We start from the raw sequence: 20,149 nt of genomic DNA on the forward strand, positions 1-20,149 counted from the left end.
TTTTCAACAAAAAATCAATATATCGGTATAAGATCAGAGCGAAATTTGTCACCAGTTTCTTCTATAGTATATGCGAAAAAAGCTCTTACACCCGTATGAGGGCGTAAGAGCTTTACCGCATTAAAATTTAGCAGCAAGATCTTTCGCTTCTTGTAATCCTTTTTCAATGATCGCTTGAGCGTTGTCAGGTGCTGCGTTATGGCCTTCGATGACAACAGTATGCAGATCTTGGACTCCCCAGAAGCCGAGAACGGTTTTCATGAAGTTTAATGACATTTCAAGAGATGCCATCGGGCCTTCTGAATATACGCCTCCGCGTGCGTTTAAGAGTGCTACTTTTTTATCTCCCATCAAACCTTTAGGTCCTTCCGGAGTGTATGTGAATGTTACGCCTGCGCGAGACAGGTAATCAACATAAGTATGAAGCACAGCAGGTACTGTGAAGTTCCAAAGCGGGAATGCAAATACAACTTTATCAGCTTTGACAAATTGGTTTAGATAAATGTCAGCTGTTGTCGCTTGTTTTTTCTCTTCGTCTGTCATTTCCATTCCTTGAGCCGCTTTATATGTTCCGTTAATCATATCTCTTCCAAGGTAAGGAAGGTTTTCTTTATGAAGATCAAGTTCAATCACTTCATCATTCGGATTGTTTTCTTTATAAGCAGCTAAAAACGCTTCATATAATTTTACTGATACGCCTTCTTCAGCTGTACGGTCACTTGATTTAACAAATAATACTTGAGACATTTTATTTCCTCCCGGTAATCTTTTTATATTTACTTACAAATAGTATGTTACTTTCTTTTCTATATAAAGTCAATCAATTTATTTTGAATATGAGATTTTTTTACGCAAAAAAAACAGGCACTAATGAATGTGCCTGTTTTAGCGGTTACTGTGAATCCTGCTCCCGATCCAAGATTTCGTATGTTTGGGAGCTTTTTTGGTCAACGGTTTCTTTATTTGAAAGATCCTTCACCTGTTGATGAAACTCTCGCTCATACGAGGGGGCATCCGTCTTGAGATCACCCTCCGCCTCTTCCTGCGCTTCGACTGTCCTTCTGGCGTACGGGACAGCTTCCAGCCTTTCATAAGGGATTTCCTTTCCCGTTTTTTCGCATATGCCGTATGTTCCCTTTTCCATTCGTTCGAGAGCGGCATTTACCTCATCTAAAAGATTCTGATCCACTTCATCTAAGGTTTGGTTTGTGACCCTGTCCAGATAGATGCTGCTATGATCAGCTAAATGATTATCTACACCGTTTGAGAGTTCTCCCGTGTCTTCACTCATTGATTGATCTTCCTTTGACTCGCCATGGAGCCCTTCTTTTAAATCGATTAATTTATGATAAAGGCGGTCTCGTTGTTCTTTTGACAATGACACATTCATCATCTCCTTTTTCGTCTCTTTTCCGGCTGCCATAGTCTTTTCATACCCGTGAAAAAGGAGGCTGAAACACTATACATTAATGCTTTCCTGCCCTAATGGTGACATTTGGCGTTTTGTTTTGTGCCGCTCTTTGTTCTTTTAAATGATTTTTCTGATGTTTGTCCTGAAATTCTTCAGCATCAGCTTTTTTCAGCTGCTTATCCGGCGTATGGTAAGTCGCACCTATATTTAAGATACCGCTCAGCTCGTTAATACTGAGCCTTTCGAAATCGATATTGTATTCAACCTTGTCCACTTTGACGTGTTCGATATGGACATACGTTTTTTCTCCTTCTATCATTTGCGGATCAGCATGGCATTTATCCTCAAGTTCATCCAGCTGTTTTTCTAAGTTCTCAAGGCGTTCTAATTCTTCTTCGCATATTTTTTTGAAGAACTTTTTTATCATTTTTTTCAAAGAAAATCACTTCTTTCCCTGTTCACTCTTGGAAAGTTCTATGTCCTTCTCATCATGAATATATAAACATGGTATACAACAGAGGGGGTGAAATATGATGTTTTTTCCATCCGTTATCAATTTAGAAAACACTAAAATTAACAGTATCAGCGGCGGAGCGACTTTTACTACAGGCTCTTCCATGATGATAAGACGAACAGCTGTCAGTAAAAGAAATGAGGGATATGGTGAACAGAGCGGAGATTGCGTTGTCACAGTGATCCCTATCCTTAGTATCAATGATTATGATCAATTAGACAGCACCGCTAAGAAGACTAACCTTCGATAATAATGGGGCTTGCATTTCCTGTATGTTTGTCTATCGAAATATATAAAATCCCGTCTTTAAATACCGCCTGCATTCCCTTGGTTCCCTGAACAGAATGCGGAAGGTCCAGCTTCTTTTCAAAATCGCCGTATTTTCCGCTCTTCTGTTTAAAATCCTGTTCATTAAAAAAGGACTTCCTGGTGCCTTTCACTAAAATATATTCCCCATACGATAATAACTGAACATCTTGTTTTCTGTATCCGGGCAGGTATAGCAAATATTGCAGCTCATCATGGGTTTCAACAATATCTATAATAGGAAAATCACCCTCATTTCTTCTCATTTGCTGGTCTCCCTGCTGAAAAGGAAAATGAGAATGACCGCTTTGAAAAGATTTTATTTGCTCTTCATCGAAGACTGTTTTCCAAAAGTCGCCGCCGGACATGTTTTGCGCCATTTCCATCCATTGCTTCATCTTATCAAAGTCCATTTTTATCCTCCCTGTCTTAGCATACGGTAAAAAAAGACGGCATACACCTGTATTAAAGGAGGTTTGCCTGTGGTTCATCCAACTCCATATATCAATATTAATATTTTCATGTTGAAAATTAATTCCTTTGAAAATGCTTCAGCGGTTAATGTCGGACAGAATTTGCTGGCAGAATGGCAAAATTCAGATAAAAAGAATCAAGGTTACGGACAAAATTTCGGGGATGCAAGCGGATTTTTTGGAACAAACGGCAAAGTAGATGACCGCGACCAAATTGACTCACCTTCTTCATTTGAATCAACACCAGCCAACATACCTGCTGGAAAAGGAGGCCCATTATGATGTTTTCGCCGGCTTTGGTGAATGTAGGCGGATTTAAAGTAAATGCAATGGACCGGGGTTCTTCCGTCACGATTGGACCATATCAGCAAATTGACTATTTTTTATCGAATAAGATTAATTACGGGTTCGGTGAGGAGAACGGAGATTTGGCGCCAATTTATATTCCGATCAGTTCAATTGTTGATCCAGATCTCATTGATTCAACTTCTGGCAAAACAAGTATCGTGTAATAAAAAAGCCATCCGAATGTGAATTCGGATGGCTTTTTCGTGAAAATTATTTGCATAAATGCTTTGTCAGCACGGCTTGAACTTCGCTTAAATCCGTATCCTTTGCAAATTCTAATTCAAAGGTCTTGCTTCTTGTCATCAATAAAAGTCCGGTGTCCGGATCAAACATGCCGGCCTCTTGGATGGCAAAGCTTTCAATCGTTTTATATGGAAGAAATACGCGGACCTTCTTTTTAGAAAACATTTTATTATCAAAGAAAATGATCCGTTTATTTGTGAAGCAAATCTGGTCAACCCGGAGCTTATAGATTGATTCTATTCTTTCCCCCTCAACGAGCAAAGCCTCAAGCTTCTTTGTGTCAGTTGATCTGCTAACAGAAAAAATTCCCAATGAAGAACCCCACTTTCTGCTTCTATCTATTGTATTATCACGTTTTCCATAAAAAAAATAAGTTCTTTTTCCCTATATAAGAATACGACATAGACGGCATTTAAACCATTACGAACAGATTACATTTTTAGAACACCCTAATAAATGGAACCTTTTCCGCTCAGGAGATGCTGTTATAATGTAGTACGTGTAAGCAGGCGAGAAAGTTTCAGAATAAAGGATCTTTTTTTCGAAAAGTCAGTTTTTTACGTTTTTTTCTTTCTTTTTTCTTTATTTCCCTTTTTCTCAGGAAAAGCCCATAAAAAAACCGCGGCTTCTGAAATGCCGCGGTTTTCCTCATATTTCATCCCGATCCGTATCTTCGATTGTTCCTTCTTTATAGGTATCTGAGATTTGTTCAAGCGTGACGTCCGCGCCTTCTGCCGGATGCACTTGTTCTGTCTGGTCTGTTGTTTCGTTCTTACTGCCGTACTCTGATTTTTTCATTTTGCAGCCATCCTTTATGTGTAGTCTTTCTTTAGTATGGCTCGGGCAGCATGAATTCATTCGGTTTTAGATTTCTTCGAAGTATTCTTTATAAAATCCTCCGACCTTATTTGTATTATCAACGACAAAAATGAATTCTTCTGTTTCATTTTTGACTTCATACTCTGTTCCCGGCGTCAATACACGGTTGACAATGTATTTTTTTGCATCGGTATGTACGCATTTGACTTTTTTTACGGTTTCTTTCGTCCGCCAATTGTTATGAATCATGTAAAAAACTCCTTTTCTGATCGATAAGCTTATTGTAGCCGTTTTTTCTTGTGAATTGCAATAACGGTTATCAATTGATTTTATAAGGCGCTGTATTATAGAATGACTGTATGCGCTTACTTTGCGCGGACATCAAGATGCTCAAACAGACCATAAAAAAATTCGGGAGGTTTGTTACGAATGAGTTCTTTAACGATGCAGATCACAAAAAGGCTGGAAACATTTTTGCAAGGTACGAAGAAGCTTTACATTGACGGAAAGTTTGTCCCAAGTGCTTCAGGATCAACCTTTGTCACACCGAATCCGGCAACCGGCGAGACGCTGATGACTTTGTATGAAGCACAGGCAGAGGATGTCGACAGTGCAGTCAAAGCGGCACGCAAAGCCTTTGATCACGGCGAATGGCGCACAATGCCGGCCGCTTCCAGAAGCAGGCTGATGTATAAGCTGGCTGACTTAATGGAAGAGCACCAAACTGAACTCGCGCAGCTTGAAACACTTGATAACGGAAAACCGATTAATGAAACGACAAACGGAGATATCCCGCTGGCGATAGAGCATATGCGCTACTATGCCGGCTGGTCCACAAAAATAACCGGGCAGACGATCCCTGTCGCAGGCTCCTATTTTAATTACACCCGCCATGAACCCGTAGGCGTCGTCGGTCAAATCATTCCCTGGAATTTCCCTCTGCTCATGGCAATGTGGAAAATGGGCGCCGCCCTCGCCACAGGCTGCACGATCGTATTAAAACCAGCAGAGCAGACACCGCTGACAGCTTTGTATTTAGCGGAGTTAATTGATCAGGCCGGATTCCCTGACGGCGTCATCAATATTGTCCCGGGCTTCGGAGAGACTGCAGGAGAAGCGCTCACTAACCATGACGATGTCGATAAGCTCGCTTTTACCGGCTCTACAGAAATCGGCAAAAAAATTATGGAAAAGGCCGCAAAAACCATTAAACGCGTAACACTTGAGCTTGGCGGAAAATCGCCTAATATCATTTTGCCTGACGCCAATTTGAAAAAAGCGATCCCGGGCGCATTAAACGGCGTTATGTTTAATCAGGGACAAGTATGCTGCGCAGGCTCCCGTGTCTTTATCCATAAAGACAAGTATGATGAGGTCGTCAGCGAAATGGTGTCTTATGCCGAATCGCTTCGCCAAGGAGCCGGTCTGCACCAAGATACGCAAATCGGCCCGCTCGTCAGCCAGGAACAGCACGAGCGTGTGCTTTCTTATATTGAAAGAGGAAAAGCTGAAGGGGCAAAAGCCGTGACAGGAGGCGGCTGCCCATTTGAAGAAGGCTATTTTGTCTCCCCGACCGTATTCGCGGACGTGGATGACAGCATGACGATTGCCAAAGAAGAAATTTTCGGACCGGTTTTGGCCGCCATCCCGTATGAATCGGTAGATGAAGTCATTGAGCGGGCCAACCGTTCAGAGTACGGCCTTGCAGCGGGGCTTTGGACAGAAAATGTAAAGCATGCCCACTACATCGCTGACCGTCTTCAAGCCGGAACCGTTTGGGTCAACTGCTATAACGTATTTGACGCGGCGTCTCCATTCGGCGGCTATAAGCAATCCGGTCTCGGACGTGAAATGGGATCATACGCATTGAATAATTATACAGAAGTGAAAAGCGTATGGATCAATCTGGAAGATTAATCTCTTTATGAATAGAAACTGCTGCCTGTCAGCAGTTTCTTTTTTTGTCATGCGGTCATGTGTATATGAATATATATGCTTCTGAAGGAGTTGAGCGAGTGTGAGCACAATTCAGGAAAAGGTCAGAAGCCGACAAAAGAAAACCATCGCCCTATTAAGAGAAAAACAAAATGCGGACGGCTCATGGTCGTTTTGTTTTGAAGGGCCGATTTTGACAAACTCCTTTTTGATCCTCCTTCTCACCTCTCTTGATGACAAAGATAAAGAGCTGATCGCAAAGCTTGCAAAAGGCATTCGCGCTAAACAGCGCCCGGACGGGACATTCACCAACTATCCAGATGAACGGGAAGGAAATGTGACGGCAACGGTGCAAGGGTATGTCGGCATGCTGGCTTCAGGCTTATATCGCCGTTCTGATGCGCATATGGTTCAGGCAGAGCGCTTTATCATATCAAAAGGCGGCTTGCGCAACGTTCATTTCATGACAAAGTGGATGCTTGCAGCAAGCGGTCTTTATCCATGGCCTGCACTGCATCTGCCATTATCTTTCCTAGTGATTCCCCCTTCCTTTCCGCTTCACTTTTACCAGTTCAGTACATACGCGCGTATCCATTTTGTTCCGATGGCTGTGACGCTTAACAAAAGATTCACGCTGAAAAACCCCAACGTCCCTTCCCTCGGGCATTTGGACCGGCATATGACCAAAAATCCGTTTACATGGCTGCGGTCCGATCAAGAACAAGACCGAGATATGTCGTCTCTTTTGGCGCACTGGAAGCGTCTGTTACACATTCCGGGTTCTTTTCATCAGCTCGGCCTGCGGACGGCAAAAACGTATATGCTTGACCGGATTGAAGAAGACGGCACATTGTACAGTTATGCGAGCGCAACCATTTTTATGGTATACGGCCTGCTCGCTCTCGGTGTATCACGCCACTCCCCTGTTATCCGAAAAGCGCTGACCGGCACGAAGTCCTTATTAACAACATGCGACGGAACGCCATACTTAGAAAATTCAACATCAACAGTATGGGACACGGCACTTCTCAGCTATGCGCTCATCAAAAGCGGCATTTCTGAGAATGATCAGATGGTAACATGCGCCGCCCGATTTTTACGTGAACACCAGCATACGAAAATAGCGGATTGGTCCGTTCACAATCCTCACGCGGAACCGGGAGGCTGGGGCTTTTCAAGAATCAATACGAATAATCCTGATTGTGATGATACAGCCGCCGTGCTTAAAGCCATGCCGAGAAAGCTTTATCCTGCTTCATGGGAACGCGGACTGAGCTGGCTGCTGTCGATGCAAAACAGCGACGGCGGCTTCTCCGCCTTTGAGAAAAATGTAAATCATCCGCTCATCCGGCTGCTGCCGCTTGAATCCGCAGAGGAAGCAGCTGTCGATCCTTCGACAAGCGATTTGACCGGGCGGGTGCTGCGCTGTTTAGGAGAAACAGCGGGCCTTCTTTCTGACCATCCGCAGATTGAAAAAGCGGTTCAATGGCTGATCGATCATCAAGAACAGGACGGCTCCTGGTACGGCAGATGGGGAGTTTGCTACATTTACGGCACATGGGCGGCACTAACCGGCATGAAGGCTTGCGGCGTCAGCCAAAACCACCCGTCTGTAAAAAAAGCCGTCCGCTGGCTGAAGTCGATTCAAAACAATGACGGGAGCTGGGGAGAATCGTGCAAAAGCGCCGAAGTGAAATCATATGTCCCGCTTTCCTATGGAACGGTTGCGCAAACGGCCTGGGCGCTGGAAGCCTTGCTCCAATATGAAAAACCTCACCACCCGGCTGTCGTTAAAGGCATTGATTTTCTCATTGACGCCCGCCATTACGAAGGACCACCTTTCACATATCCTGCGGGAATCGGACTGCCGAAGCAGTTTTATATCAGGTATCACAGTTACCCGTATGTGTTTTCCTTACTGACGCTCAGCAGCTTTATGAAAGCAATTGAAAAGGAGGCGGAAAAATGAAACGGCACGCTTATCAAACGGAAATGCTGAATTGGTGTGAAACACTGAAGGAACAAGTCATTCAGCAAGGGCGCTTCGATCGCTTCGCGGCTCAAATTGACCGTATTTTTCACACCCTTCAGGATGACGGATTAACAGAAGCAGAGTGGTACGAACAGGCATCAGCCCTGTACCGGGACATTGCTGAGACAGAGGAGACGGAGGAACGCAGAGCCTACGTTCCGATCGGAAAACATGTTCTGCCTAATCTGCCTTACAGCTATTCTGCACTGGAACCGTATATATCGAGAGAAATTATGAAGCTGCATCACGACAAACACCATCAGAGCTATGTTGACGGATTAAATAAAGCAGAGTTGGAACTAAAAAAAGCGAGGCAGACCAAACAGTACGATTTAATTGCCCATTGGGAACGGGAATTGGCGTTTCACGGAGCCGGCCATTATTTGCACAGTATTTTTTGGTTTTCCATGAATCCAAACGGAAAAAGGCGTCCGACGGGTGCTCTGTTTCAAATGATTGATTTATCTTTCGGAAGCTATGCCGCCTTCAAGGAGCAATTTTCTCATGCGGCCAAAAAAGTGGAAGGAGTCGGCTGGGCTATTCTTGTATGGGCGCCCCGCTCCGGACGGCTGGAGATTTTAGCCGCTGAGAAGCATCAGCTCTTCAGCCAGTGGGACGTTATTCCATTGCTTCCGCTTGATGTGTGGGAGCATGCCTATTATTTACAATACAAAAATGACCGGGCAGCTTATGTGGACCAATGGTGGAACGTCATTGATTGGCGCGAGGCGGAAAAGCGGTTCGAGCAGGCGCACCGCGTGATGTGGCCGCTCTATTGAAAAACCCCCGTATCGCTGACGGGGGTTTTCTTTCTGTTTAAAAAATGCCGAGCACATGCAGAAAAACAATAATGATGGCTATAGGAGACAAGTATCGAATCAAAATAAGCCAGACGGCAAACCACTTCCGTTTTAAATCGGAGCCGCTTTTTAATTCATCAAACAGCGCCTGCTTCGGAATTTTTAACGGTACAAAAATGGCAATCATCAGAGCGCCAAACGGCATCAGTACGTTGCTGACAAGAAAATCGGCAGCGTCAAAAATAGACAGATGAAAAATCGAAACATCACTTAATACTCCGTATGACAGCGCCGACGGCACACCGACGGCAAAAATTGCAAGGCCGCCGAGCCAAGAATATCGTTTTCTTTTTGCTGTATCGCCTTTTGACAGAACTGCCACTAAAATCTCAAGCATGGAGAAAGCAGATGTCAAAGTCGCGAATAAAAACAACAGCAAAAAGGCCAATAAAAACACAATGCCAAACGGCATTTGGTTAAAGACAGTCGGAAGCACATTAAATAAAAGCTGCGGACCTTGATCCGGCTTCAGTCCGAACGAAAATACGGCCGGAAAAATCGCAATTCCCGCCATTACGGCAACAAGAACATTTAATACCGTAACCGATACAGCGGATTGAACGAGATTTTCTTCTTTTTCTAAATAAGCACTATACGTTACCATAACGGAAACACCGACGCTTAGAGAGAAAAATGACTGCCCCATCGCATATAAAACCGTATTGGCATTCATCGCCCCGAAATCAGGCATGAAAAAGAATTTTAATCCCTCCATTGATCCGTCTAACGTGACCGAACGGATGATTAAAAGGATAAAAAGAACAAAAAGCGCAGGCATTAAAACTTGGCTCACTTTTTCGATTCCGCTGCTTACCCCTTTAGCGACGACTAAAATCGTCAGCACGATAAACAGAAGCTGGCCGAAAACCGCCGCATAAGGGTTGGAGATAGTATTGATAAACAACGTATCAAAACCTGACGAAAGCGATAAACCGCCTGTAAAGCCTTTAAAAATGTAGATTAATATCCATCCCCCCACAACGCTGTAAAAGGATAATAGAATAAAACAAGTGATAATGCCGAGATAGCCGATCCAGTGCCACTTTTTCCCCGGCGCAAGAGCCTTATAGGACTCCACGGCATTTTTTTGTGTTTTTCTGCCGATAATAAATTCACCAAGCAAAAGCGGCAGTCCGATTAAAATCGTAAATAAAATAAAAATAAGCAGAAAAGCGCCGCCTCCGCTGGTTCCCGCTACGTAAGGGAACTTCCATATTGCGCCAAGCCCGATTGCAGAGCCGGCCGTAGCTAAAATAAATCCCAGCTTTGATGACCATTGATTAGCTTCTTTCACTTCAGCACTCCCAATTCATTCAGTATAAAGATTCATTGTAAGAATATATGTCTGAATAGTCAAGAAGATATTAGTTAACATAATATTTTTACGAACAACAAAAAATTAATATTGAATTATTCAGAATATTATTTATAATAGAGTGCAGAAAAGTCGGTTATATTTTCTGCTGACATACTTGTGCTACAGAAGGAGCTGTACTTATGGAATGGATTAAAAAAATAAGCGGTTTTGCGGGTCAAACCTTTGGCCTATGGGTTATCGTCTTTGCTGTCTTAGGGTTTTCCTTCCCTGGTTTGTTTTCTTGGATCACTTCTTATATGACCATTTTTCTGGGAATTATAATGTTTGGGATGGGACTTACCCTTCAAGCTGACGATTTTAAAGAATTAATCAGAAAACCGTGGCACGTTGTCATCGGGGTCTTCGCGCAATTCACGATTATGCCGCTTGCTGCTTTCGGGTTAGCGTTTGGACTGCATCTTCCCGCAGAAATTGCAGTCGGCGTCGTCCTTGTCGGGTGCTGTCCGGGCGGCACCGCATCTAATGTCATGACCTTTTTGGCGAAAGGCAATACGGCTTTGTCGGTTGCCGTCACCACGATATCGACATTGCTCGCACCGGTTTTAACGCCTGTATTGATTATGATGTTTGCCAAAGAGTGGCTGCCTGTTTCTTTCGGTTCGTTATTTGTTTCGATCATACAAGCTGTATTGCTTCCGATTGTTCTTGGTGTAATCATGAAACTGTTTTTCAAAAAGCAGGTTGCACAAGCGGTTCACGCGCTTCCTCTCGTGTCTGTCATCGGTATCGTAGCCATCGTTTCCGCCGTTGTCAGCAGCAATCGTGAGCATCTGCTTCAATCGGGTTTGCTGATTTTTTCTGTTGTTATTTTACATAACGGAATCGGATATTTGTTAGGCTATCTGGCTGCAAAGCTTTTTAAAATGGATTATTCCTCTCAAAAAGCGATTGCGATAGAAGTCGGCATGCAAAACTCCGGTCTGGGCGCGGCGCTTGCGACAGCGCACTTCTCCCCCCTTTCAGCCGTGCCGAGCGCGATATTCAGTGTTTGGCATAATCTATCTGGATCAATTCTCGCAACTTATTGGTCTAAGAAAAAAGAAAAACATAGTGCCGGAGGGGATGAAACGGCTAAGACTCCGCTTTCATGACTGAAAAAGGATAGGCGGCAGCCGCCCCTATCCTTGTTTTTTCTGCAGATCACAAAGCAGGCGCAAAAGCGCTTTTTTAGCATCCCCCTTAAATAAACCTCCATGATAACAAATCAATTGGCGGATATCATAATCGAGCAATCGGCGCACGGAACGGACTGCATCATTCATATGTAATGTATAGCGGGGGTTAGCGAGGTTAAGCTTTCCGTCTTCGATTACGACCGCATCACCTGCCACCATTGTTTTTTCGGCAGGCAGATAAAGGCTGATATGGCCGGGTGTATGGCCCGGCGTGGCCACAATGCGAATGCCTCCGCACCATGGCAGCAGCTCGCCGTCTGTTACCGTCCGGTGAACAGGAGCCGCTTCGACTGATTGAAGCGAGCGGATGAACTGTTTTGCATAAGGTTTTTCCTCCTCTTGCAATGAACAAAACGTTGATTCTGCCTGCTCAAGCCGTAATGATTTTTTAGAGCCATCAATATACGGCGCCTCACGTTCATGTGCTGTCACGCTGATATCCGGATGCGAACGGTGTAAGGCTGCAAGTGAGCCGATATGGTCTATATCATGATGCGTTGCAATGACTTTCGTCAGTGAATGAAGCGAAATTCCTTTTCGCGCAGAAGCCTCTTGAAGATGATTTATAAAACCGGGATATCCACAGTCTATTAAAATCGTGTCATGTTCGTCTTGCAGAAGAACCGGTGTGATAGAATGCAATTCTTGGTTATATTCAAATTCGATTTCAAGCGGATAACAGCTTTTCATATAAAGCCTCCTCCTTCTTTCATATAAAAAAGTACACCGCACTGCGAGCGGTGTACTTTTTTATTAGTCTGTCTCAATTTATCCTTCCAGTAACAGCTGTTCCGGATCTTCAAGCAGGTTTTTAATCGTTACAAGGAATCCGACCGCCTCTTTACCGTCTACAATTCTGTGATCATATGATAACGCAAGGTACATCATCGGACGGTTTTCAGAACGCTCTGCATCAATCGCTACAGGGCGAAGCTGAATTTTGTGCATGCCTAAAATCCCAACCTGAGGACTGTTTAAGATCGGTGTTGACATAAGCGAGCCGAATGTTCCTCCGTTTGTGATCGTAAAGGAACCGCCTTGCAGCTCACCCAATGTTAATTTATTGTTTCTTGCTTTTTTGGCAAGGTCGCCGATCTCTTTTTCGATGCCGGCAAATGTCAGGCGGTCGGCGTCACGCACGACTGGGACGACAAGCCCTTCTTCAGCCGCAACAGCGATTCCGATATCATAGAATTTTTTCACGATCAGCTCATCGCCTTGAATTTCAGCGTTAAGCAGCGGGTATTTTTTCAATGCTGCCACGACAGCTTTTGTAAAGAAAGACATGAAACCGAGCTTCACTTCATTTTGTTCAAGGAATTGGTCTTTACGGCGTTTTCTTAAATTCATAACGGCCGTCATGTCGACTTCATTAAAAGTAGTCAGCATCGCAGAAGTCTGCTGCACTTCAACCAGACGTTTAGCGATTGTCTGTCTGCGGCGCGACATTTTTTGCACTTCTACAGGTTTGTCAAAGCTTTGCTGTGTTTTTTGGGCCTGCTGCTGTTTCGGCTGTGCCGCAGGTTTTGCAGCCGGCTTTTCATAAGCTTCCACATCTTGTTTGCGAACGCGGCCGAGCGGGTCCCCTGTCGGAATTTGTGAAAGGTCAATTCCTTTTTCCCGTGCCAGCTTGCGTGCAGATGGAGACGCTACCGTTCTTGATTTCGTTTCTGATTGCGCTTCCTGGCTGACTTCTTGGGCAGCCGGTTCAGCTTTTGCTTCTTCTTTCGTTTGTTCAGTGCTTGCAGCATTTTCTGAAGGGGCAGGTGCAGAACTTTCTCCCGCGCCTTCTGTAATGGTACCGATAATTTCTCCAACTTGGACGGTATCACCCGAATCTTTCAATACCTCTTGCAGAACACCCGATTCTTCTGCTGTCAATTCAACATTTACTTTATCCGTTTCCAGTTCAAGCAAATACTCACCCTGCTCTACATAGTCACCGGGCTGCTTTAACCATTGGGCTATCGTTCCTTCTGAGATTGATTCTGCTAATTCAGGTACCTTAATTTCCGCCATTTTTTCATTTCCCCCTTAGTTTTTGCGAGTCAAGCTATCAGATACAATGCGTTCCTGTTCTTTTTTGTGAACCGTTGGGTCTCCCTCAGCAGGGCTGGATCGTCTTCTGCGGCCAATGTATTGAACACTTACCCCTTTTGGCGCTATTTCAGTCAGGTAAGGGCTGATATAACTCCATGCACCCATGTTTTGCGGTTCTTCCTGAACCCAAACGATCTCTTTTAAGTTCGGCAGTTTGGCGAAAAGCTCTTTCGCGTCTTTTGCCGGGAATGGGTACAGCTGTTCAATTCTGGCAATATGAAGCCAATCTTTATCGCCTTCCAGCTTATTAAAGTAATCGCTGATGTCAATAGACACCTTCCCGCTTGATAATACAAGGCGCGTCACTTTTTCATAAGCATGAGAAAGCCCGGACTGCTCATATACAGCCTTGAATTTGCTCTCGCTCAGTTCCTGTACCTCAGATACCGTATTCGGATTACGGAGCAGGCTCTTCGGTGTCATAATCACGAGCGGACGGATTTCCTCACGAAGCAGCATTTTCGCCTGTCTTCGTAAAATGTGGAAATACTGAGCCGCGCTGGTCAGATTCGCAACTGTCCAGTTGTTTTCAGCCGCCAGCTGAAGGAACCGTTCGATTCGGGCACTGGAGTGCTCAGGCCCCTGACCTTCGTAACCGTGCGGAAGCAGCATGACTAATCCTGATTTTTGTCCCCATTTTGCACGTCCGGCAGAAATGAATTGGTCAAAATACACTTGAGCCGCGTTGGCAAAGTCTCCGTATTGCGCCTCCCACAAGACCAGAGTCTCAGGCGAATGCACGTTATATCCATACTCAAAGCCGATAACTGATCCCTCAGACAGCGGGCTGTTATGCACCGCAAATGAAGAAGAGCAATCGTCTAAATGATGGAGCGCAACAAACTCTTTGCCTGTTTCACTGTCGTGCAGCACAAGGTTTCTTTGAGCGAACGTTCCGCGCTCTGAATCCTGTCCCGTTAACCGGATCGGCGTGCCGTCTTTAAGAATGGAAGCAAACGCAAGCGATTCAGCCAATGACCATTCCACTTTGCGGTCATCATCAAATGCTTTCGCACGTCTTTCCAAAATTCTTTTCAGCTTGCCGAAGACGTTAAAGGATTCCGGCCAGTTGACCAGTTCACCGTTCAGCTTGCGAAGAACGTCAAAATCAATGGATGTGTCAACATCAGGAAAACCGTTTGACACAGGTTCCGGCAATTCGATTTCGCGCACGGCATCTTCTTTTTTAGCGGGTACCTTTTTATAAGCGTCTTCTATTCGTTTGGTCACTGTTTGTTCAATGTTTTGCGCTTTTTCCTCGCTGATCAGTCCCTCTTTTACGAGTTTGTCCGCGAAGATCTGCTTGACAGTCGGGTGCTTTCTGACGGCGTCATACAGCATCGGCTGTGTCGTGGACGGCTCATCCATTTCATTGTGGCCGTACCGTCTGTATCCAATCAAATCTATTAAGAAATCTTTATTGAACCGTTTGCGGTATTCAACCGCAAATTTCACGGCTGCCAGGCATGCTTCAGGATCATCAGCGTTAACGTGAACGATCGGAATTTCATACCCTTTTGCCAAATCACTGGCATATTTCGTTGAGCGTGATTCTTCACTTTCAGTTGTAAAGCCGATCATATTGTTCGCAATGATATGAATGGCCCCGCCGACCTGATAGCCTTTCAGGGAACTGAGGTTCAAGGTCTCTGCGACGATACCCTCCCCCGGAAACGCAGCGTCCCCGTGAATTAAAATGGCAAGCGACTTTGTTTCATCCTGAACCGGATATCCTTTTTGCGTTCTTGTTTCCTGCGCGGCTCGTGTGCTTCCCTCAACGATCGGATTGATGAATTCCAGATGGCTCGGGTTGTTTGCAAGCGTGATTCGCGCGCTTTTCGTTTCAGCGTCCTGAAGCTGTCTGTCTGCTCCGAGATGGTATTTTACGTCGCCTGTCCAGCCGTAGCTGATTCCAGTGGAGCCTTCTGACGGCACAAGGTCTTTATTCGGCGCGTGCTGGAATTCCGAGAAAATAATCTCATAAGGTTTGCCGAGCACATGCGCCAGTACGTTCAAGCGGCCCCTGTGCGCCATTCCGATATTGACATTAGTCGTGCCTGCTTTTACAGACTGGGCGATAATGTCGTCAAGAACCGGTACAAGTGCGTCCAATCCTTCAATTGAAAAACGCTTTTGCCCGACGAAGGTACGGTGTAAAAATTGTTCAAATCCTTCTACTTCCGTCAGTCTTTCTAAAACGGCTGACAGCTTTTCCGGTGAGTTCTTTTGGAAAAGTTCGCCGGATTCGACCATTTTTGTAATCCATGCGCGCTCTTCGAAATCATGCACATGATCAAATTCGAAGGATATCGTTTTTTTATACGTATTGCGCAAATGCTGAATGGCTTCTATGCCGTTTGTTATATTGGCAGGTGCGTCCTTGCAAATGACGGACGCGGGTATAGCTTTGATTTCTTCTTCTGTAAGCCCGTAATCGGATAATGGAAAGAGCTCGCTCTTTTTTTGATCCTTTCTGAGCGGGTTGACGGAAGCGTTCAGATGGCCATAGGTTCGAATATCTTCTGCAAGTTTAACTGCTGATGCGATCTTTTGAATCAGATCTGCTGTTACGCGTCCCTGTTCCTTTGTTCCCGATGCCTCTTTGATCTGGCTTGGAGGAGCGCCGAGTTCATCAAACATGTCTTTCAGATCCGGGTCAATGCTGTTTGGATCTTCAACATATTGGTCGTACAGCTCCAATGCGTAGCCGAGGTTCGGTCCGTAAAAATCTTCCCAATTCATTCGTTGTTTCATACTATTTTGAAACATTTGAATATTACCCCCAACTTAGATAATCAGTGATGATTCACTATCTTGAAATAACTTTTGAACACTGTGCCCAAAATTATGTAATAAAAACGCTTCCAAGGGTATTTTACCACTGTTTGCGATTTGATTCTACCTTGATTGTTCACAAAATAGTAAAAAAATCATCTAATTAACGAAAAAATTAAATCATTTTAAAATAAAAAGCGAAAAAGCATAGGAAAAGCCCTATCCTATGCTTTTGTGAAGCAGTTTTTTCAAGAGAGGATACAGCACATCCGGCAGCTGATCGACATCCGGAACAAAAATGCTGAACTTTCCGTACATGTCTTGGATGGTTTTCATCTGCGATTCTTCTATTGCTGTATTGGACAGAAAAACATTTATCACTTCTATCCCTCTTTTTCTCGCTTCGATGACGGCCTCGCTCGTATCGACGATGCCGTTTTGCTCATAACCGAATGCCGCCGGTTCGCCGTCTGAAAACACGATTAAAAACTTCTGCGCCTCGCTCCGCCGCATCAATTGTTTCGTCATTTGTCTGATGGCGTAGCCGTCTCTGTTATCTTCCTCTGGTTCAAGCTGCATGATCAGCGGCCCTGCGGCCTGCTTCAGAGATTCTTCAAACGGGATGACCGTATTGAAATAGTTCGGCTGGCTCGTCTCGGTCGCATCGTTTGTGTCCTCCCAAAATCCGACGATCTGATGCGGGACGGACACGGATTTCAGTGCTTCATGAAAAAGAACGATGCCGCGTTTTGTTTCGTCCATTTTGTCGAACATGCTGGCGGAACAATCGACAAGCAAGGTAAAAGCGGCGTCAATCTCCGACGACGGATCCTGCTTTTTATAGAAAAGGCGCGGATTCCGCTCTGTAAAATAACGGAGCAATTTATTGTTCAGCCGTCCCGCGTGAAGGTCTGTCCGCGGTAACGTTTTCTTATGTTCAAGTGTTTTTTGAATCATTTGCTTCAGGCGTTTTTGATATGATTCTATTGTTTTTGCCTGCTCTTTATATGAAAGCTCTTCAGCGGGTGAGGATTTTTCGGGCGTTTTATAAATCGGGAAGGCAAATTTATTTTCTTTTCCGTCAGCCATCCCCGCTCCTGCCGGTTCATCCCGTTTGGATTCAAGGGCTTCCAGCTTGGAATAATCTTTTCTTTTCGTCTGGCGGGCGGAGCCTTGAACAGAGCCCAACGCCTGGTCACCGTCATCGCCTTCTCTCGCCGCGTCTTTTCCTAAATCTGATTTCGCGCCGTGCTCAATATCAAATTGAAGAAAACTTTTTGACGAAGCCTCGGTTTCACGATGCCATGTCGGCATTTCCTCGTCATGAATGTCTTCATCTCCGTCGGAAGATTCCGGGAGCGTAATATCATCACTTAATGACGGCGCTTCTTCGATGCTTTCAAATAAAGGCTGCTCGGCCGCTTTCTCGTAATCCAGTTCAGGCAGAAAGAAGTAAGTGTTCAGCATATCTTTTTCCAGCACTTCTTCAAGGCCTTCCATAAGGTCTTCGGTGATTTTTGCGATCTGCTCTGTAGAATCAGACTCATATACCCGAATGAGCTGCCCTTCGATAAACGGCCTCATCATATCGATGTCTTCACGCATTGAAGGAATGCCTTCCAGCGGAGACTCAGCTGTCAGTTTAACAAAAATCGCACAATACAGGGCATCGGTAAAAATGCTCCGTTCTAAATTCAATGTAAGCTGGGTCGTAAAATATTTTCTGTACATCTCTCTCCGCTTTGCAAATACATGCTTTGTTCCCGGACGCTCTTTTTTAATCAGTTCTTCAATTCTGATATCCTCAAGCAGCATAAAGAGCTGTTTTGCAAAGCTTTGATGGGTGAAACGGCGGTGAACGCCGTGTAAAAATCCGGCAAAATCCCTGAATGAGCTGCTGCGTGTTCCGACAGCACGCAAGTACACATCGCTTTTCAGACCGGCTTCCATATCTGCCGCCGACCTGTCCTTCCAAAAGTGACTCATATAAATTTTCTTTTCAAAAGGATTGTAATAGGATTGAACGCCGTACTCTACTTCCACTTCTTTGCTTTTGGTCAATGTTTTTGCCAAGTCGGTCAGCATCATGAATAAAAAGGAGTCAATCGTGCTGTCGTTGAATTTGATAAACTTCATTGTGAATCCCTCATTCGAACAGCGTTTCGGCAATATTTCGGACGGCGGCTTTTTCCCGGTCGTCATCAAGTTTTTCCACGATGCCTCTTTCGATCGCCCGTTTCGGCGGAATGTATGCCGCTAAATCACATGTATCAATTAAGGCTCTGATAGACGCTGCTTCCTCTGAGACTTGGCCGTTATGCGCTTGTACGATTAAATCAGATGACAATGTCATAAAGCGGTCAATCAGTTTCTCGTCTTTTAAAACAGATTGAGCAGTAAGCACTTGTTTTAACAAGCTCCCTTTAATATACGGAACATCAATGATGACAAAGCGGTTTTTGAGCGCTTCATTCAGCGGAACGGTGCCGACATACCCTTCATTAATGGCGGCGATCACACCGAATCCTTCACTTGCCTTAATGACCTCTCCGGTAAACGGGTTGGTCATCATTTTTCTGTAATCAAGCACGCCGTTTAAAATCGGGAGGGTTTCCGGCTTAGCCATATTGATTTCGTCAATGTATAAAAAATGCCCCTCATTCATTGCGGTCGTTACAGGTCCCGGAACAAATTCAATTGTCGCCTGCCCCTGTTCATTTTCAATCGTTTTATAGCCGACAAGCGCTTCTGCGTCGAGATCCACGGAGCAGTTGACGCTGTGCATCGGCTTATGAAAATAGCTTGACAGCGTTTCCGCTAATTTTGTCTTTCCTGAACCGGTCGGTCCCTTTAATAAGATATTTTTTCCCATTGACAAAGCGATGATCGCATCGAACAAAATGGCTTGATCTTCAGCTTCATAGCCCGGAGATCCGATCAAATGCTGAAATTCTTTGGAAACGGGATGATTTTGATAAGCTGTCAGCTTGTTTTTTATATCTGCCGGCAATGATAAGTGCTGTAATTCTGATGTCATAGGTGATGTTTCCTTTCCATTCGTATTCCATATCCGAGTATACTAAAAAAGCCCTTGTATACTCAATACAAAAGGGCTCATTCTCTGCGGGCGCTTTTTACCAGAGGAGCGCAGGCGATTCGGGCGCCGGAATTTCCGCTTGGGTTTGTTAAGTAATCATCCGTATGTTCATGAATAATAAACGCGCTTCCGTCCCCATCAAGCATGTTGAGCCTGCTCCCTTCTGTTAAAGATGTTTGCGGCGCATTCATAATGACATCAACTTTGCCGTCGGCACCAACCTCCAGATTAGGCAGATCCCCTGCGTGGTGGCCCATCGGATTGTTGAAGCCATGCTCTTTGTTCAAAGGATTAAACGGTCCGCCCGCTGATTCAAAATCCGGCGCTTTACAGGTCCCCTTTTCATAAATGTGAAAACCTAGTGAGGCTCCCGGCGGAAGATGGCTTGCTGATATGTGAACGTCCAGCCCTTCCTCCTTAGATTCCTTGACTTCGATATATCCGATGTTTTTTCCGTTTTTATCGATGAGTTCGGCATGCTCGCGGTATGAAGATGTTTCCAACGCGCGGCGTTCCGCTTGATCTTGCGGCCGTAAAGGCGCTTGTTTGCTGCCGCAGCCCTCAAGCACAAGCGATGCGAGCATGAAGAAAAGTAAGAGACGATACATGCTGCCTCCCCCTTATTTTTACCCTTCAGTCTTGTCAAAACTTAAAAACGGTAAACAAAAAAAGCCCCGAAAGGC

The 20,149-nt window shown here is 44.8% G+C and carries 21 protein-coding genes; 7 read left to right on the forward strand and 14 right to left on the reverse strand.

All coding sequences use genetic code 11. The features are described 5' to 3' along the window. Positions 1 to 120 precede the first annotated feature (120 nt). From KY305_RS14690 to gerPC, 3 genes are all read right to left on the reverse strand, one after another. A complete protein-coding gene (locus KY305_RS14690) occupies positions 121 to 747 on the reverse strand; it encodes an FMN-dependent NADH-azoreductase (RefSeq protein WP_223063166.1) in 627 nt (208 codons plus the stop codon). Positions 748 to 892: 145 nt separating this feature from the next. Next, positions 893 to 1,384 (reverse strand): TraR/DksA family transcriptional regulator, encoded by a 492-nt coding sequence (locus KY305_RS14695; RefSeq protein WP_223063167.1) that lies wholly within the window; start codon positions 1,382 to 1,384, stop codon positions 893 to 895. An 82-nt stretch (positions 1,385 to 1,466) separates the two neighbouring features. Next, a complete protein-coding gene (gene gerPC, locus KY305_RS14700; RefSeq protein ID WP_262417804.1) occupies positions 1,467 to 1,838 on the reverse strand; it encodes a spore germination protein GerPC in 372 nt (123 codons plus the stop codon). Positions 1,839 to 1,941: 103 nt separating this feature from the next. On the opposite strand from gerPC, the gene KY305_RS14705 reads away from it, so the two are divergent. Then, positions 1,942 to 2,175 (forward strand): hypothetical protein, encoded by a 234-nt coding sequence (locus KY305_RS14705; RefSeq protein WP_214813775.1) that lies wholly within the window; start codon positions 1,942 to 1,944, stop codon positions 2,173 to 2,175. Here the strand turns inward: KY305_RS14705 and KY305_RS14710 are convergent. After that, positions 2,162 to 2,644: an Hsp20/alpha crystallin family protein gene (locus KY305_RS14710; protein WP_223063169.1), complete on the reverse strand. Its 483-nt coding sequence runs from the start codon at positions 2,642 to 2,644 to the stop codon at positions 2,162 to 2,164. The two genes, KY305_RS14705 and KY305_RS14710, sit on opposite strands and share 14 nt — an antisense overlap. A 69-nt stretch (positions 2,645 to 2,713) precedes the next feature. Between KY305_RS14710 and KY305_RS14715 the strand changes: the two genes are divergently transcribed. After that, on the forward strand, positions 2,714 to 2,986 hold the full coding sequence (locus tag KY305_RS14715; protein ID WP_214813781.1) for a hypothetical protein: 273 nt from the start codon (positions 2,714 to 2,716) through the stop codon (positions 2,984 to 2,986). After that, entirely contained in the window at positions 2,983 to 3,216 is a 234-nt protein-coding gene (locus tag KY305_RS14720; protein WP_223063170.1) for a hypothetical protein, read from the forward strand. Before KY305_RS14715 ends, KY305_RS14720 begins: the two co-directional genes overlap by 4 nt. A gap of 46 nt (positions 3,217 to 3,262) precedes the next feature. Here KY305_RS14720 and KY305_RS14725 read toward each other — a convergent pair whose 3' ends face one another. From KY305_RS14725 to KY305_RS14735, 3 genes are all read right to left on the reverse strand, one after another. Next, positions 3,263 to 3,607 carry a PH domain-containing protein gene (locus KY305_RS14725; protein WP_214813788.1) on the reverse strand — a complete coding sequence of 115 codons (345 nt, stop codon included), beginning with the start codon at positions 3,605 to 3,607 and terminating at the stop codon, positions 3,263 to 3,265. Positions 3,608 to 3,943: 336 nt separating this feature from the next. After that, positions 3,944 to 4,093, reverse strand: coding sequence for a DUF4025 domain-containing protein (locus tag KY305_RS14730; protein ID WP_223063171.1), 150 nt, complete (start codon positions 4,091 to 4,093; stop codon positions 3,944 to 3,946). A gap of 66 nt (positions 4,094 to 4,159) precedes the next feature. Then, complete coding sequence (locus tag KY305_RS14735; protein WP_223063172.1) at positions 4,160 to 4,363, reverse strand: DUF6501 family protein; 204 nt, start codon at positions 4,361 to 4,363, stop codon at positions 4,160 to 4,162. A gap of 180 nt (positions 4,364 to 4,543) precedes the next feature. On the opposite strand from KY305_RS14735, the gene KY305_RS14740 reads away from it, so the two are divergent. The 3 genes from KY305_RS14740 to KY305_RS14750 all read left to right on the forward strand — a co-directional run bounded on the left by KY305_RS14740 (position 4,544) and on the right by KY305_RS14750 (position 8,860). Continuing rightward, on the forward strand, positions 4,544 to 6,031 hold the full coding sequence (locus tag KY305_RS14740; RefSeq protein WP_223063173.1) for an aldehyde dehydrogenase family protein: 1,488 nt from the start codon (positions 4,544 to 4,546) through the stop codon (positions 6,029 to 6,031). 100 nt (positions 6,032 to 6,131) lie between these two features. Continuing rightward, positions 6,132 to 8,018 (forward strand): terpene cyclase/mutase family protein, encoded by a 1,887-nt coding sequence (locus KY305_RS14745; protein WP_223063174.1) that lies wholly within the window; start codon positions 6,132 to 6,134, stop codon positions 8,016 to 8,018. Next, positions 8,015 to 8,860, forward strand: coding sequence for a superoxide dismutase (locus tag KY305_RS14750; RefSeq protein ID WP_223063175.1), 846 nt, complete (start codon positions 8,015 to 8,017; stop codon positions 8,858 to 8,860). Before KY305_RS14745 ends, KY305_RS14750 begins: the two co-directional genes overlap by 4 nt. Before the next feature lie 37 nt (positions 8,861 to 8,897). Here KY305_RS14750 and KY305_RS14755 read toward each other — a convergent pair whose 3' ends face one another. Beyond that, positions 8,898 to 10,235: a sodium-dependent transporter gene (locus tag KY305_RS14755; protein ID WP_223063176.1), complete on the reverse strand. Its 1,338-nt coding sequence runs from the start codon at positions 10,233 to 10,235 to the stop codon at positions 8,898 to 8,900. Positions 10,236 to 10,438: 203 nt separating this feature from the next. Between KY305_RS14755 and KY305_RS14760 the strand changes: the two genes are divergently transcribed. Next, entirely contained in the window at positions 10,439 to 11,410 is a 972-nt protein-coding gene (locus KY305_RS14760) for a bile acid:sodium symporter family transporter (protein WP_223063177.1), read from the forward strand. A gap of 27 nt (positions 11,411 to 11,437) precedes the next feature. Here KY305_RS14760 and KY305_RS14765 read toward each other — a convergent pair whose 3' ends face one another. The 6 genes from KY305_RS14765 to KY305_RS14790 form a co-directional block, all read right to left on the reverse strand. Then, complete coding sequence (locus KY305_RS14765; protein ID WP_223063178.1) at positions 11,438 to 12,184, reverse strand: MBL fold metallo-hydrolase; 747 nt, start codon at positions 12,182 to 12,184, stop codon at positions 11,438 to 11,440. 78 nt (positions 12,185 to 12,262) lie between these two features. Further along, entirely contained in the window at positions 12,263 to 13,513 is a 1,251-nt protein-coding gene (odhB, locus tag KY305_RS14770; protein WP_223063179.1) for a 2-oxoglutarate dehydrogenase complex dihydrolipoyllysine-residue succinyltransferase, read from the reverse strand. 15 nt (positions 13,514 to 13,528) lie between these two features. Then, the gene (gene sucA / locus KY305_RS14775; protein WP_223063180.1) at positions 13,529 to 16,363 is read right to left on the reverse strand and encodes a 2-oxoglutarate dehydrogenase E1 component; all 2,835 of its coding nucleotides are present in this window, start codon (positions 16,361 to 16,363) and stop codon (positions 13,529 to 13,531) included. A gap of 225 nt (positions 16,364 to 16,588) precedes the next feature. Next, the gene (locus KY305_RS14780; RefSeq protein ID WP_223063181.1) at positions 16,589 to 18,505 is read right to left on the reverse strand and encodes a vWA domain-containing protein; all 1,917 of its coding nucleotides are present in this window, start codon (positions 18,503 to 18,505) and stop codon (positions 16,589 to 16,591) included. Between the two features lie 10 nt (positions 18,506 to 18,515). Further along, a complete protein-coding gene (locus KY305_RS14785; protein WP_223063182.1) occupies positions 18,516 to 19,406 on the reverse strand; it encodes an AAA family ATPase in 891 nt (296 codons plus the stop codon). A gap of 77 nt (positions 19,407 to 19,483) precedes the next feature. Further along, positions 19,484 to 20,074, reverse strand: a complete 591-nt coding sequence (locus KY305_RS14790; protein ID WP_223063183.1) for a superoxide dismutase family protein — start codon at positions 20,072 to 20,074, stop codon at positions 19,484 to 19,486. Positions 20,075 to 20,149: the final 75 nt, after the last annotated feature.

The sequence above is a fragment of the Bacillus sp. YC2 genome, from assembly GCF_019891195.1.
In the GTDB taxonomy this organism is placed as follows: domain Bacteria; phylum Bacillota; class Bacilli; order Bacillales; family Bacillaceae; genus Bacillus.

Coding starts and splice junctions, on each gene's coding strand:
- KY305_RS14730 (WP_223063171.1), bottom strand. CDS start 4,093: ATGAAAAAATCAGAGTACGGCAGTAAGAACGAAACAACAGACCAGACA.
- gerPC (WP_262417804.1), bottom strand. CDS start 1,838: ATGATAAAAAAGTTCTTCAAAAAAATATGCGAAGAAGAATTAGAACGC.
- KY305_RS14785 (WP_223063182.1), bottom strand. CDS start 19,406: ATGACATCAGAATTACAGCACTTATCATTGCCGGCAGATATAAAAAAC.
- KY305_RS14790 (WP_223063183.1), bottom strand. CDS start 20,074: ATGTATCGTCTCTTACTTTTCTTCATGCTCGCATCGCTTGTGCTTGAG.
- KY305_RS14705 (WP_214813775.1), top strand. CDS start 1,942: ATGATGTTTTTTCCATCCGTTATCAATTTAGAAAACACTAAAATTAAC.
- KY305_RS14760 (WP_223063177.1), top strand. CDS start 10,439: ATGGAATGGATTAAAAAAATAAGCGGTTTTGCGGGTCAAACCTTTGGC.
- KY305_RS14720 (WP_223063170.1), top strand. CDS start 2,983: ATGATGTTTTCGCCGGCTTTGGTGAATGTAGGCGGATTTAAAGTAAAT.
- KY305_RS14735 (WP_223063172.1), bottom strand. CDS start 4,363: ATGATTCATAACAATTGGCGGACGAAAGAAACCGTAAAAAAAGTCAAA.
- KY305_RS14750 (WP_223063175.1), top strand. CDS start 8,015: ATGAAACGGCACGCTTATCAAACGGAAATGCTGAATTGGTGTGAAACA.
- KY305_RS14690 (WP_223063166.1), bottom strand. CDS start 747: ATGTCTCAAGTATTATTTGTTAAATCAAGTGACCGTACAGCTGAAGAA.
- KY305_RS14780 (WP_223063181.1), bottom strand. CDS start 18,505: ATGAAGTTTATCAAATTCAACGACAGCACGATTGACTCCTTTTTATTC.
- KY305_RS14740 (WP_223063173.1), top strand. CDS start 4,544: ATGAGTTCTTTAACGATGCAGATCACAAAAAGGCTGGAAACATTTTTG.
- KY305_RS14710 (WP_223063169.1), bottom strand. CDS start 2,644: ATGGACTTTGATAAGATGAAGCAATGGATGGAAATGGCGCAAAACATG.
- sucA (WP_223063180.1), bottom strand. CDS start 16,363: ATGTTTCAAAATAGTATGAAACAACGAATGAATTGGGAAGATTTTTAC.
- KY305_RS14765 (WP_223063178.1), bottom strand. CDS start 12,184: ATGAAAAGCTGTTATCCGCTTGAAATCGAATTTGAATATAACCAAGAA.
- odhB (WP_223063179.1), bottom strand. CDS start 13,513: ATGGCGGAAATTAAGGTACCTGAATTAGCAGAATCAATCTCAGAAGGA.